Origin of the sequence: Sulfurimonas lithotrophica (assembly GCF_009258225.1) — a bacterium.
Classification (GTDB): Bacteria; Campylobacterota; Campylobacteria; order Campylobacterales; family Sulfurimonadaceae; genus Sulfurimonas; species Sulfurimonas lithotrophica.
The window spans coordinates 282,013-295,093 of record NZ_CP043617.1; the positions used below are offsets into that span (position 1 = coordinate 282,013).

The window sequence follows — 13,081 nt, forward strand, 5'->3', positions numbered from 1 at the left end:
GAAAAACAATAAAATTTCATATGCAAAATTTTGAGAAGTTTTTACAAGATAATTTACCGGTATCTAAGTCAATTCATCCGACATATGAAAAAGCGTTGCATGAGATGTTAAAAGCTGGTGGAAAAAGGTTCCGTCCTGCTCTTTTGTTAGGTGTTGTAGGTGCGTATAACAATCTATTGATCGATGGTGCTAGACATGCAGCTTATGCAATAGAGTTACTTCACACATACTCACTTATTCATGATGATTTGCCTGCAATGGACGACTCGCCTCTTCGCCGTGGAAAGCCGACACTTCATGTAGTGTATGACGAAGTTACGGCTATACTTGTTGGTGATGCTTTAAATACTTACAGTTTTGAAGTTTTAGCAGATGCACCGTTTTCGGATGCTATAAGGGTTAAGCTGATTCGTGAGCTCGCATATAACGGCGGTTTAAACGGTATGGTATTGGGGCAGGCTATTGATTGTTACTTTGAAAACCAGCCACTAAGTATAGATGATGTAAAGATACTTCATACTAACAAAACAGCTAAACTCATAGCGGCTTCACTTAAGATGGGGGCAATTATAGTAGGAGAAGAGGAATTAGGTGAAAAACTTTATGATTTTGGTATAAAACTTGGAGTATTATTTCAAATTCAAGATGATATTTTGGATGTTACTCAGACAAGTGAAGAGGCCGGGAAGTTAACTAATAACGACGAAGATAAAAATAGTTTTGTGACTTTAATAGGGCTTGAAAACTCTATGAAAGAAGCAAATATTTTAGCAGATGAACTCACTATGGAGTTAAACAACTTTGATGAGAATTTAAAAGAATCTCTCTCATCATTACTTACAAAATATATTAACAGACACAGATAAGGAACAACAGACAATGAGCAATCAAATGCGTCAAAAGATGGCAGATACAATTAGGTTTTTAGCAGCAGATATGGTTCAAGCGGCAAATTCGGGTCACCCGGGTGCACCTATGGGATTAGCTGACATCGCAGTAGTTTTAAGTGAGCATTTAAATCACAACCCTAAAAACCCGTCTTGGTTAAACCGTGACCGTCTTGTATTCTCAGGTGGACACGGAACTGGACTTATATATTCTTTATACTATCTTTGGGGGTATGGTTTAGAGATAGATGATTTAAAGAATTTTCGTCAACTTGATTCTAAAACACCTGGACATCCTGAATACGGTCATACAAAAGGTGTTGAGATTACTACCGGACCTCTTGGTCAAGGTATTGCAAATGCTGTCGGTTTTGCAATGGCTAGTAAATTTATGGGTGCTCAGGTTAACAGCGAGACAGCATCTATGATAGACCACAACGTCTATTGTCTGTGTGGTGATGGCGATTTGGAAGAGGGTATAAGCTATGAGGCCTGTTCAATCGCAGGTCACAATAAACTTGATAACTTAATTCTTATTTATGATTCAAACCGTATCACTATTGAGGGTTCTACTGATTTAAGCATCTCAGAAGATATCCGCGGTAGATTTATCTCTCAAGGTTGGGACGTATTAGAGTGTGACGGTCACAACTTTGATGAGATAGACAGCTCAATCACAACAGCTAAGGCTAATTCAAAACCGACACTTATCATAGCAAATACGGTTATTGCAAAAGGTGCGGGTGAGCTGGAAGGTTCACACCACTCTCACGGTGCTCCTCTTGGTGAAGATATCATCAAAAAAGCAAAAGAGGCAGCAGGGTTTGATCCTAAAAAATTATTCCATGTAGATGAAGATGTAATGGTGCGTTTTAGATGTGCTATAGAAGAGGGAGATTTAAAAGAACGTGAGTGGATACACTCTCAAAAAACAATGCCTCTAATGGAGCAAAACGAAGCCCTTGAAGCACTTCAAAATCCTGATTTTTCACGTATCCAGTGGCCTGAATTTGACAAGGCTGATGCTACTCGTTCTACTAACGGAAAAATTATGAACGCTATTGCAAAAGCGGTGCCTAGTTTTATAGGCGGGTCTGCTGATTTAAGTCCGTCTAACAAAACTGACTTAAAAGATATGGGAGTATTTCCAAAGGGAAGAAATATTTACTTCGGTATCCGTGAGCATGCTATGGCATCTATTGTAAATGCAATGGGATTATACGGTGGACTTTTACCGTTCTCTGCAACATTCTTCGTGTTCTCAGATTATTTAAAACCGTCTGCTCGTATAGCTGCACTTTCTGGAATCCAGCACTTTTTCGTATGGACGCATGATTCTATCGGTGTAGGTGAAGACGGTCCGACTCACCAGCCAATTGAACATCTTTCGCAGTTTCGTGCATTACCTAACTTTTATGTATGGCGTCCGGCAGATGGAGCTGAGAATATTGAAGCTTGGAAAAAAGCATTAGAGATGAAAAACTCTCCAAGTGCATTCGTATGTTCACGTCAAAATCTTTCAGTGCTTCCACAAGCAGTTAGCGGAGATGCTTCTAAGGGTGGTTACTTACTTGCATCTGATAGCGATGCTGTAATAACTCTAATGGCTAGTGGATCTGAAGTTGAATTGGCACTAGATGTAAAAACGGCACTTAATGAAAAAGGTGTATCTGTAAACGTTGTATCTGTTCCTTGTTTTGATTTACTTATAGAACAAGATAAATCATATATAGACTCAATTATCCAAGAAGGTACTAAAAAAGTAGCTATTGAAGCGGCTCGCGGTATGGAGTGGTACAGACTTGCGGATGAGGTTATCGGGATGGATAGCTTTGGTGCATCTGCTCCTGCAGGAGAGTTATTTAAGAAATTCGGTTTCTCTGTAGATAGTGTTGTAGAAAAAATAAAATAATTTTCTCTTAAAGTTTTAACAAACAGGAGGGTTAGCTTATGTCTGAACAAAATGTAGTTCACGGTATCGTAAAAGATGAAGAGCTGACCCTTAACTTACCCGACTTAGTCTCCAAGAAAAAACTCATTAAATACCAACGCGGTGAAATGGCTTTTGACAGTTATGACACAATGAATTATTTTTATTTTGTAATGAGCGGAAAAATAAAAATATCTCAAATAAATTCAAAAAATGCAAAAGAACAAACTATAAATATTTTAACACGCGGTGATATGTTTGATACCGTAACATTACTTGATGGAAAAGAGCATGATTATATCTCTACCGTAATTGAAGAGAGTGAGGTTGTTGAAGTTCCAATAGCACATGTTAGGGAGTTAATAGAGAATGACAGTGCATTTAAGAGTTTCTTTTTTCCATATTTGGCAAAACAGATGCGCCAAATTGAAGACTTGGCGGTTGATTTATCTTTATATGACGTATATAACCGTTTACTTAGACTGATCGGAAGAAATATAGACAAAACGAAAAACGTAACAAAACTAAATTTAATTGATAATTTGTCACATGAAGAGTTGGCTTCTTTAGTCGGAAGTGTCAGAAAAGTGGTGAACAGAAATCTTCAAAAACTAAAAGAAGAGGGTGTAATAGAACTCTCGAGAAAACATATAAAGTTAAAAAATCTACAAGATTTATTAGAAAAATTAAAGTATTAGTTTTAAAGTTTAATCAATCTTTGGATAAAATATCTAAAATAGTATTTTATAGGAATTTATTTGCAAAAGTACATAGACAAAATAAAAGATTTTAACGAACTGGTAATGTTTGAGCACTCTATATTTTCATTGCCGTTTATTTTTATAGCTATGGTCGTGGCTGCGGATGGATGGTTTGGCTTTACGCTTCTTATTTTTGGAGTTTTAGCAGCTGTTAGTGCAAGAAACTTTGCAATGGGATTAAACCGTTTTGCAGACCGTGATATAGATGCAGATAATCCTAGAACCGAGAGTCGTCCGAGTGTGGATGGACGTATAGATGCGAGTAGCATCTTAATCTTCATAGCTGTAAATGCTTTTGTTTTTGTAGCGGTAGCTTATATGATAAACTCTCTGGCATTTTGGTTAAGTTTTCCTATTTTATTTGTGCTTGGCAGTTATTCATATTTTAAACGTTTTTCATCTTTGGCACATATTATTTTAGGTATATCTTTGGGACTTGCTCCAATCGCCGGTGTAATAGCCGTAAGTGCAGAGATAACTCCTTGGTCGGTTTTACTATCACTCGGTGTAATATTTTGGGTTGCGGGATTTGATTTGTTATACTCACTTCAAGATATAGAGTTTGATATACAAAATAACCTGCATTCTATCCCTTCAAAATACGGCTCGGATGCTACACTTTTTATATCTTCAATTTTTCACGGTTTAAGTGTTGTGTTTTGGGCAATGTTCGTATGGGTAGCATCACTTGGTGTTTTTGCATGGACGGCAGTAGTCCTTAGTGCTTTTATGCTTGGGTATGAGCACCATTTGGTGAGGAAAGATTTTACAAAGATAGATAGAGCTTTTTTTACGGTAAATGGATATCTTGGCATTTTCTTTTTTATTTTAGTAGTAATGGATAGGTTGGCAGTATGAGTGTGCGTTTAATTCCCGCTCCGATAAGTTTGGAGTTTTCAAAATTATCAGACGAAAAAAAAGAAGAGTATGCAAGAGAGTTCCAACAACTAAGTGACAGTGATGAAGATCCGATAAGCCAATGGCTGAAACTCGCAAAAGCCAGAGGTGAGACTCGCGATACGGATGATGTACTTTTAAATCTTATGGTTGAATTGCACAGAAAGATTGATAAGTTGGAGATGACCATAAAAGGCGATAAACCAAAAAGAATTGAACTTGACGTATCTGCAGATATCGACTCTATAGGGCATGAACATTTTCATATAAAAGAGCCTGTTTTAGAAAAAGGCTTAGAGTATTACGGTCGTATAACTATGCCTGTGCATCCAAAAAGAGATGTTGCGGTATATTTTAAAGCAGTAGATAACTCCTTAGCCGAAATTATTCAAATACATGAGAGAGATGCAAAAGAGTGGAGTTCATATCTGGCTGCCCGTGAACGTGTACTTATCCGTGAAGCAAAACAAAAGAAGGACTCTTGATGCCATCAGAGCTTTTAGAGTATTTTCAGTTAGAATATATCGTAGTGATTATGGCGGGAATTATCCTTTATCTGCTTTATTATGTTTACTCTAAGGATGCACTCTACAATAGAAATATCCACTCTATTGCATCTGTTGTAGAAGAGTTAAACAGAGAAATTTTTTATTTGAAAAAAAATACTAAAGAGTTAGAAGTTAAGAGTAAAGTGAATTCAAAGCACATGAGTGATGAAGAGATTTATCAAGAGATAGAGCGAAGCGTGTATGACTTAGTCCACCCTTTGTCTCAGGCACTTAAGCAGATGCAAGAGAGTGTAGATATGATTGAAGCTCAGGTTGATACTCGCGTATCAAACTTAGAGAGCGGTGTTAAACAGATATCGATTCCCGGTTCAATCCATGCAAATGATGACACAAAAGTAATCTCACTTTATAAACAAGGTGTTAATATTGAAACCATATCCAAAGAGTTGCATATTTCAAAAGCGGAAGTTGAATTTGTATTAAAAATTAATGAGATAAAGTAACAGTGTTATGGGTATGAATCTTGGCAGATAGAAAACTTTTTACATTAGTAGTAATTCTAATCGGTATTAGTATTATTTTAGCCTATAGTCTGTCTGCTTATACAACTATACTTTTTGGAGTCGGTGAATTTCATTTTGCGATTAGACAAAGTATTTTCGGTTTTATAAGTATATTGACTATTTGGAGTATAGCTCAGCTAAATCCCGATAAGCATCTGACACCTCTTGGATTTACACTTTTTTTTGGTTCTATTATTTTAATGATAGCTATGCCGTTTTTGCCCGAGTCTTTGGTTTCGGCAGTCGGAGGTGCTAAGAGATGGATTAAAATTTTAGGTTTCTCAATTGCACCAGTAGAATTTTTTAAAATAGGTTTTATATATTTTTTGGCATGGAGTTTTACGAGAAAACTAGGACATCACGACGGTATGGGACTTACAAACGAGTTTAAACGTTTTGCTCCTTATGCTTTAGTATTTATAGGTGTTATGTTTATTATTGCATTTGTTCAAAACGACTTGGGTCAAGTTGTAGTTTTAGGACTTACTTTACTGTTTATGTTAATGTTTGCAGGTAGTAGTTTTAGATTTTTCCTTACCTTACTCCTTGGGGCATTGATATTTTTCTTGCTTTTTATTTTTACGGCCGAGCACAGAATTTTACGTATAAAATCATGGTGGGCATCGGCACAAGATACCGTTCTTTCATTTTTGCCCGATATATTGGCAAACGAGTTAAGAGTTCCTACAGATGTCGTGCCATACCAGATAGGGCATTCACTAAATGCTATACACAACGGCGGTTTATTTGGAGTAGGTCTTGCAAACGGTACTTTTAAACTTGGATTTTTATCTGAGGTCCATACCGATTTTGTATTGGCGGGACTTGCCGAAGAATTTGGTTTTGCAGGGGTAGTTTTTGTTGTTTTTATCTTTATGTGGATAATAAAACGTATATTTACAATAGCAAATCGCTCAGATGATTCTCGTATCTATCTTTTTTCACTGGGAATAGGTCTTATGCTTAGTTTTGCATTTTTGGTAAATGCTTACGGGATTAGTGGGATTACGCCTATTAAAGGTATATCTGTTCCGTTTTTAAGTTACGGCGGTAGTGCGATACTCGCTTCCTCTATCGGGATAGGTATGATTTTAATGGCAAGTAAAAAAGTAAATCTGGAGAAAAAACTGTGAAGTTGTGTATAACCGGCGGTGGAACGGGAGGGCATCTTGTGATAGCGGAGGCTTTAGTAGAAGCTGCCGTTAAAGAAGGGCATCAGGCTATTTTTATAGGGTCACTAAAAGGTCAAGACAGAAAATATTTTGAGTCTAATTCCAAGTTTTCTCATGTTTATTTTTTAGATACAACGGGTGTAGTTAACCAAAAAGGATTTGGAAAACTAAAAGCATTATATAAAGTATTTTTAGCCTTTTTAAAATCTCGTAAGATATTAAAACAGCATAACATAGATGCTACATACAGTGTAGGCGGTTTTTCCGCAGCACCTGCATCTTTTGCGACTCTCAGTATGTTTAAACCTTTATTTATACATGAACAAAATGCAATTGAGGGTAGATTAAACTCTTTGTTAAAACCATATGCAAAACGTTTTATATCTGCGTATGACAGTGCATCTATTATACAAGGATATCCGGTGAAAGATGTATTTTTCAAAAATGCACGTGTAAGAGATGAGCTAAAAACAATTATATTTATGGGTGGAAGTCAAGGTGCTAAAGCGATAAACGATTTGGCACTCAGTGTAGCAGAGGAGCTTAAAAATAAGGGCATCTATATTATACATCAAGCAGGCGAAACAGATTTTGATAGGGTAAAAAACGAGTATGAAAAGCTAGGGGTAGATGCAGAACTTTATGCTTTTACGAAAGAATTGCCGAGTTTAATTACAAAAGCTGATTTGGCAGTAAGCCGAGCAGGTGCTTCTACACTTTGGGAGCTAACGGCATCAGGATGTCCCGCTTTATATGTGCCGTATCCATATGCAGCAAAAGATCACCAGTTTTATAATGCTTCATTTATTGTTGAGAATGATTTGGGTTGGTGTGAGCGAGAGGGTGAAGGTCTTAAAACTAAACTCTTACATATTTTAAAAGAGCCTTTAAAAGAAAAAAGTCAGACACTTTTACAATACTCACATAAAGATGTGGCAAAAAAAATGATAGACGATGTTTTCAGGGTATTAAATGATTAGGGAATTAGCACAAGATTTAGTTGATTTAATCTTTGATTGGGGGTATCTAGGGATATTTTTACTAATGGCAGTCGAGTCGTCGTTTATACCGTTTCCTAGTGAAATAATTATGGTTCCTGCCGGTTTTTTGGCAGCCGAGGGCAGGATGAGTATATCTATGGTAATGTTAAGCGGAGTGGGCGGAAGTTTACTTGGTGCATTTATAAATTACTACTTGGCACTTCTGCTGGGTAGAAAAATATTGCAAAAATACGGTAAATATTTTTTTATTAAAGAGAGTGCCCTCTCTAAAATGGATAAGTTTTTTGAATCACACGGAGCAATATCAACTTTTACGGGAAGATTATTACCGGGCATCCGTCAGCTGATATCGATACCTGCGGGATTAAGCCGTATGAATATAGCCGTTTTTTCTGTTTATACAGCTTTAGGTGCAGGAATTTGGGCGTTAATATTGACTTTGCTTGGATATTTCATAGGTCAAAATCAAGAGTTGATTAGCCTATATCTTAAGCAAATTACTTATATTATCCTAATCAGCTTAGGTATAATAGGATTTATGTATTATAAGTATCAAAAAAATAAAGGATAATTTAGATGAATTATATGTTTGAAAATGGTTTTTTAGGCACAAGAGCTCCGTTTTTTATGGACTTTGTAACAATTATTGTAGCTTTTTTACCATTTTTAATGATGGTTGCAATACTTTTTGCAAAAAGAAAAAAATATAAAATACACCAACTAGCTCAATACACGTTGTTTGTAACATCTTTAATAGTAGTTACATATTTTGAGATGGGTGTTAGAATCGGTGGCGGCTTTGATGCTTTTATGAAGGGAAGCAGTGTATCGCACAATTATGCATTTATAGTATTAATAGCCCATATTATAATAGCAACTATTACACTTTTTGTCTGGGTAATGGCTATTACAAGAGCAAAAAAATATTTAAGAGAAAACAGGCATGTGAAAATAGGTAAAATAACTTTTAGCGGAGTGGTTCTAACCTCTTTAAGCGGGATATGGGTTTATCTGCTTTTATTCGTATATTAATTATAAAAAGGAAAGTTAATAATGTTGAAAATCGATGAAAAAATGCCGGAGTTTTGTCTTCCAAATCAAGATGATGTAGAGATATGTTCTCGTGATTTAAAAGGAAAGTGGATGGTTTTGTACTTTTATCCAAAAGACAATACTCCGGGTTGTACTACTGAAGCGTGTGAATTTACACAAGCTTTGCCTGATTTTAGTGACTTGGATGCAATTATTTTAGGCGTAAGTGCCGACTCTACAAAAAAACATCGTAATTTTATAGAGAAAAAAGATTTAGGTATTACACTGTTAAGTGATGAAGATACCTCAATGATGCAAAAATTCGGTGTATGGCAACTAAAGAAAAACTATGGAAAAGAGTATATGGGGATTGTGCGTTCAACATATATTATAAATCCCGAAGGAATAGTAAAAGCGGTTTTTGAAAATGTACGTGTAAAAGACCATGTTGCCAAAGTGAAAGAAGAGCTAAAAGCTCTTCAGGGTTAATACGAATATCTTATGTAAAATCTAATGTCTTGTGCTTTATCCACAATCATCGGTAGCATAGCTTGTGACGCGGCATCTCCTGCCGCAGCTGCCGTTTTAATCTTGTCTATCTCCATAGATGCTCCGCTTGTTGCTCCAAAGAAACCGTTGCTTCCGGTATATTTGTAATCTATATATGTAGCACGTATTTGCATACTTAAGTATTTTTCTACAAGATATTCCGTAAAATAAGCTTCATAAGCATTACCGCGAGCAGCAACTTTAGAACCGATATTTGTATCTTCAGCATATGTAATACTTCTAAAATATCTGCTTCCGTGGTTAAACTCCAAGCCCCAATTTCCGTCTTTGCTTATAAGAGAAGGAAATTGAGCCCCAATCCAGTAAGAATAACCTGTTTTGGAATCTCCTGTTTGTGTAGCTCCGTTTTCATCCGTTGCACCGTAAAGCATACGTTTATTGTCTTTTGGATCGGTTTTAGTGTAAGCTCCACTTATAAAAAAAGTACTCTCGTCTAAAAAATCACTCCACTCATTTCCGATACCTTTAAATAAAAGATTAGCCGTAAAGCTATGCATACCCCCGACCGTATCAAAGCCTAGAGTTTGATCTGTTGGGCTTACGGAATCTATAAGGTTATTGGCATAATAGTATTGCGTATTTAATGAATACTGACCGCTATTGAAAGGAACAAAGATAAGGCCGAGCAAATCAATTTCAGGTATATCGGTAGTCTCGGCATACGGCGCATATGAAAATTTAGGTGCTGCATTGCTTAAACCGCGACCTGCACAAAACTTTACATATGTACCCCACTCTTTTGAGAGAGTAAATTTTGAACTTAATCCGTCAAATTCAACATTTACCGTATGAGCCATAGGGGATGAACTTATATCGTTATCGCGGTAGTTTATAAGATGACCGTTTGTAGATGGACGACGACCTATACTGAATGTCCAAGGTACGTCTAAAGATGCAAAAGTATCATTTTTATAAAAAAAGTAAGCATTTTTAAGTCTCATATTTCCATCATATGCATTTTCGTTTGTAACCCAGTCAAAATTTTCATACGATGATGAAGCAGGATTGGATGCACCGCTTCTAGCTCCGTATGCTTTTTGATATGCAACTTGGGCACGAAAACTTAGTTCATTGTTTGCTTTCCAAAACATATTTATCCATAAGCGGTTAGTCATAAGAGCATCGTTTTTGGCTTTACTTTTATCAGCCATCGTATATTTGATATTATCTAAAGTAAAACGATAATCTGCCCCAAATTTTAGGCGATTACCGCTTGTAGCTTTATTTAGTTGGGAGATTTTAGAATCAAAGAATTCTAATGTTTCTTCTAAATCGTCATCTTCCTCTTCTATTGAAATAGCTTCTTCTTCATCTGTATCTTTTTCAGCCATTTGTGCTTCAGGCTCAGAATTCTTTTCTTTTTTTAGAGTTGCTACTTCTTGTTTTAGCATCTGCATCTCTTTTTGCATAGCTTCAAATTTTTCATACATGGATTGTGCGTAAACATTCGTACTTAGTAAAGTAGCAGTTACAAGAGATATAACGAGTGGCTTTTTCATTTATTTACCTTTATGAAAAAAGTATTATGTAATATAATACTTTTTTATACTTCATAGCAAACTATACAAAAAAAATATAAAAATAATTTTAAATTGTGATAAAAATGTAATAAAAGCTATAAATATATATAAATCAAGCTTTAATTAAATGTTTTTTTAGTATAATTGCGCGATTTTTCTTCTGCAAAGCACAAGGAAATATTAAACAGATTGTGTCAAAAAGCTAGTGCAACTCTCTATTTTTAGAAAGACCTGTCCGACATTTTCAAAGAAAACTAGTAAAAATTCTGGCTCCGCAAAAAGAAGACGGAAGCCTTTAAAGGACCTTATATGGTAACTATGAAAGACCTATTGGAGTGTGGTGTACACTTCGGACACCAAACTCGTCGTTGGAACCCAAAAATGAAAAAATACATTTTCGGTGTTCGTAAAAATATCTATATTATCGATTTACAAAAAACTTTACGTTATTTCCGTAACACATACCAAATCGTTGTAGATGCAGCAGCTGAAGGACAAACTGTTCTTTTCGTTGGTACAAAAAAACAAGCTCGCGTTTCAGTTCGTGATGCAGCTATCGCTTGTGGTATGCCGTATGTAGATAACAGATGGTTAGGCGGTATGCTTACTAACTTTCCAACTATTCAAAAATCTATTCGTAAACTTGATGCTATCACGGAGATGCAAGAAAACGGTCAAATCGATCTTTTAACTAAAAAAGAAGCTTTAATGCTTTCTCGTACAAAAGAGAAATTAGAGCAGTATTTCGGTGGTATCCGTGATATGAAAAGATTACCTGATATGATGTTTGTTGTAGATGCCGTTAAAGAGCACACTGCAGTTTTAGAAGCAAACAAACTAGGAATCAAAGTTGTAGCTCCACTAGATACTAACTGTGACCCTGACGTAATCGATTATCCAATTCCGGGTAATGATGATGCTATCCGTTCAATTCAACTATTTTGTAAAGAGATGGCTGAAGCTATAAATGAAGGTAAAGCATTACGTGATGGTCAAAGTGAAGATGCTGAAGCTAAAATAGAAGAAGCACAAGCGGAAGTAGCGGCAGAAGAAGCTCCGGCTGAAGAAGAAGCTGCTAAAACAGAAGAAACTACAGAGGAAGCATAATCATGGCAGTTACAGCAGCACAAGTAAAAGAATTACGCGCAGCTACTGATGCGCCGATGATGGATTGTAAAAAAGCATTAGTTGAAAATGACGGAGACATGGCAAAAGCGACTGAGTGGCTAAAAGAGCGTGGTATCGCTAAAGCTGCTAAAAAAGCTTCTGAGCGTGTTGCAGCTGAAGGTCTTGTCGGACTTAAAATTGCTGATGATTTTTCAAAAGCTACCGTAGTTGAGATTAACTCTGAAACTGACTTCGTTGCAAAAAATGAAGGTTTCCAAAACCTTGTTCTTAAAACTACTGAAGAAGTATATTCAAACAATCCTGCTGATGTAGATACAGTTATGTCAACAGAATTCGGTAGATACTTCACAGAAGAAACAGCTAAAATCGGTGAGAAAATCGAACTTCGTCGTTTTGGTACATTGGAAGCTGAAGATGATACTATTGCGATGAACGGTTATGTTCACTCAAACAACCGTATCGCAGTTATCGTTAAAGCTAAATGTGATTCAGCTAAAACTGCTGAAGGTATGAGAGACGTTATGAAACAAGTTGCAATGCACGCATCTGCAATGAAACCTCAAACTCTTTCATTTAAAGATTTTGACCCTGCGTTTGTAGAGTCTGAAACAAAAGGTAGAATCGAAGCTATCAAAAAAGAAAACGAAGAGTTATCACGTTTAGGTAAGACTCTTAAAAATGTTCCTACATACGTTTCAATGATGCAACTTACTGATGAAGTTATAGCTCAAGCAGAAGAAGATATCAAAGCTACGTTAAAAGAGCAGGGTAAACCTGAGCAAATTTGGGACAAAATCGTTCCTGGTTCATTAGCTCGTTTTATCGATGACAATACTACTTTAGATAAAGAGCAAGCTTTACTTGATCAAACTTATGTACTAGATGATAAAAAAACTGTAGCAGAAGCTGTTGAGGCACATGCAAAAGCTCTTGGCGGAACTGCTGAGATTGTTGATTTTATCCGTCTTGAAGTTGGTGAAGGTATCGAAAAAGCTACTGATGATTTCGCGGCAGAAGTTGCTGCACAAATGGGTTAATGCCCTTAATTAGACTTTCTAATTTCTTTTAAGGCTGGGACTTCGGTTCTAGCCTTTTTTTTTTGCTATAATTC

Annotated in this window: 14 protein-coding genes; 13 read left to right on the forward strand and 1 reads right to left on the reverse strand. The window is 36.2% G+C overall.

Going from position 1 to position 13,081, the window contains the following annotated elements:
- Nucleotides 1-20 precede the first annotated feature (20 nt).
- The 11 genes from FJR48_RS01515 to bcp are packed head-to-tail and all read left to right on the forward strand — an operon-like array spanning nt 21 to nt 9,241.
- Nucleotides 21-866, forward strand: coding sequence for a polyprenyl synthetase family protein (locus FJR48_RS01515; RefSeq protein ID WP_152306414.1), 846 nt, complete (start codon nt 21-23; stop codon nt 864-866).
- A complete protein-coding gene (tkt, locus tag FJR48_RS01520; protein ID WP_277872384.1) occupies nt 847-2,799 on the forward strand; it encodes a transketolase in 1,953 nt (650 codons plus the stop codon). Before FJR48_RS01515 ends, tkt begins: the two co-directional genes overlap by 20 nt.
- A 38-nt stretch (nt 2,800-2,837) precedes the next feature.
- On the forward strand, nt 2,838-3,515 hold the full coding sequence (locus FJR48_RS01525) for a Crp/Fnr family transcriptional regulator (protein ID WP_152306416.1): 678 nt from the start codon (nt 2,838-2,840) through the stop codon (nt 3,513-3,515).
- A 60-nt stretch (nt 3,516-3,575) separates the two neighbouring features.
- Nucleotides 3,576-4,436 carry a menaquinone biosynthesis prenyltransferase MqnP gene (mqnP, locus tag FJR48_RS01530; RefSeq protein WP_152306417.1) on the forward strand — a complete coding sequence of 287 codons (861 nt, stop codon included), beginning with the start codon at nt 3,576-3,578 and terminating at the stop codon, nt 4,434-4,436.
- On the forward strand, nt 4,433-4,960 hold the full coding sequence (locus FJR48_RS01535) for a hypothetical protein (protein ID WP_152306418.1): 528 nt from the start codon (nt 4,433-4,435) through the stop codon (nt 4,958-4,960). The genes mqnP and FJR48_RS01535 overlap by 4 nt, the downstream gene beginning before the upstream one ends.
- Nucleotides 4,960-5,487, forward strand: a complete 528-nt coding sequence (locus tag FJR48_RS01540) for a DUF6115 domain-containing protein (protein WP_152306419.1) — start codon at nt 4,960-4,962, stop codon at nt 5,485-5,487. Before FJR48_RS01535 ends, FJR48_RS01540 begins: the two co-directional genes overlap by 1 nt.
- A gap of 20 nt (nt 5,488-5,507) precedes the next feature.
- The gene (locus tag FJR48_RS01545; RefSeq protein WP_152306420.1) at nt 5,508-6,680 is read left to right on the forward strand and encodes an FtsW/RodA/SpoVE family cell cycle protein; all 1,173 of its coding nucleotides are present in this window, start codon (nt 5,508-5,510) and stop codon (nt 6,678-6,680) included.
- The gene (gene murG, locus FJR48_RS01550; protein ID WP_152306421.1) at nt 6,677-7,699 is read left to right on the forward strand and encodes an undecaprenyldiphospho-muramoylpentapeptide beta-N-acetylglucosaminyltransferase; all 1,023 of its coding nucleotides are present in this window, start codon (nt 6,677-6,679) and stop codon (nt 7,697-7,699) included. The genes FJR48_RS01545 and murG overlap by 4 nt, the downstream gene beginning before the upstream one ends.
- Nucleotides 7,692-8,291, forward strand: coding sequence for a DedA family protein (locus FJR48_RS01555; protein ID WP_152306422.1), 600 nt, complete (start codon nt 7,692-7,694; stop codon nt 8,289-8,291). Before murG ends, FJR48_RS01555 begins: the two co-directional genes overlap by 8 nt.
- A gap of 5 nt (nt 8,292-8,296) precedes the next feature.
- Nucleotides 8,297-8,752, forward strand: coding sequence for a DUF420 domain-containing protein (locus FJR48_RS01560; RefSeq protein ID WP_152306423.1), 456 nt, complete (start codon nt 8,297-8,299; stop codon nt 8,750-8,752).
- A 21-nt stretch (nt 8,753-8,773) separates the two neighbouring features.
- Nucleotides 8,774-9,241 carry a thioredoxin-dependent thiol peroxidase gene (gene bcp / locus FJR48_RS01565; protein WP_152306424.1) on the forward strand — a complete coding sequence of 156 codons (468 nt, stop codon included), beginning with the start codon at nt 8,774-8,776 and terminating at the stop codon, nt 9,239-9,241.
- On the opposite strand, the gene FJR48_RS01570 is transcribed toward bcp, so the two are convergent.
- Nucleotides 9,238-10,821, reverse strand: a complete 1,584-nt coding sequence (locus tag FJR48_RS01570; RefSeq protein WP_152306425.1) for a DUF3373 family protein — start codon at nt 10,819-10,821, stop codon at nt 9,238-9,240. The two genes, bcp and FJR48_RS01570, sit on opposite strands and share 4 nt — an antisense overlap.
- 330 nt (nt 10,822-11,151) lie before the next feature.
- Here FJR48_RS01570 and rpsB point away from each other — a divergent pair, with 330 nt between their 5' ends.
- Nucleotides 11,152-11,949 (forward strand): 30S ribosomal protein S2, encoded by a 798-nt coding sequence (gene rpsB / locus FJR48_RS01575; protein WP_152306426.1) that lies wholly within the window; start codon nt 11,152-11,154, stop codon nt 11,947-11,949.
- 2 nt (nt 11,950-11,951) lie between these two features.
- Nucleotides 11,952-13,007 carry a translation elongation factor Ts gene (gene tsf / locus FJR48_RS01580; RefSeq protein ID WP_188108599.1) on the forward strand — a complete coding sequence of 352 codons (1,056 nt, stop codon included), beginning with the start codon at nt 11,952-11,954 and terminating at the stop codon, nt 13,005-13,007.
- Nucleotides 13,008-13,081: the final 74 nt, after the last annotated feature.

Excerpts from the sequence above, each read along its gene's own strand:
- FJR48_RS01515 (WP_152306414.1), top strand. The coding sequence starts at position 21 with ATGCAAAATTTTGAGAAGTTTTTACAAGATAATTTACCGGTATCTAAG.
- FJR48_RS01525 (WP_152306416.1), top strand. The coding sequence starts at position 2,838 with ATGTCTGAACAAAATGTAGTTCACGGTATCGTAAAAGATGAAGAGCTG.
- FJR48_RS01535 (WP_152306418.1), top strand. The coding sequence starts at position 4,433 with ATGAGTGTGCGTTTAATTCCCGCTCCGATAAGTTTGGAGTTTTCAAAA.
- FJR48_RS01540 (WP_152306419.1), top strand. The coding sequence starts at position 4,960 with ATGCCATCAGAGCTTTTAGAGTATTTTCAGTTAGAATATATCGTAGTG.
- FJR48_RS01555 (WP_152306422.1), top strand. The coding sequence starts at position 7,692 with ATGATTAGGGAATTAGCACAAGATTTAGTTGATTTAATCTTTGATTGG.
- FJR48_RS01560 (WP_152306423.1), top strand. The coding sequence starts at position 8,297 with ATGAATTATATGTTTGAAAATGGTTTTTTAGGCACAAGAGCTCCGTTT.
- bcp (WP_152306424.1), top strand. The coding sequence starts at position 8,774 with ATGTTGAAAATCGATGAAAAAATGCCGGAGTTTTGTCTTCCAAATCAA.
- FJR48_RS01570 (WP_152306425.1), bottom strand. The coding sequence starts at position 10,821 with ATGAAAAAGCCACTCGTTATATCTCTTGTAACTGCTACTTTACTAAGT.
- rpsB (WP_152306426.1), top strand. The coding sequence starts at position 11,152 with ATGGTAACTATGAAAGACCTATTGGAGTGTGGTGTACACTTCGGACAC.
- tsf (WP_188108599.1), top strand. The coding sequence starts at position 11,952 with ATGGCAGTTACAGCAGCACAAGTAAAAGAATTACGCGCAGCTACTGAT.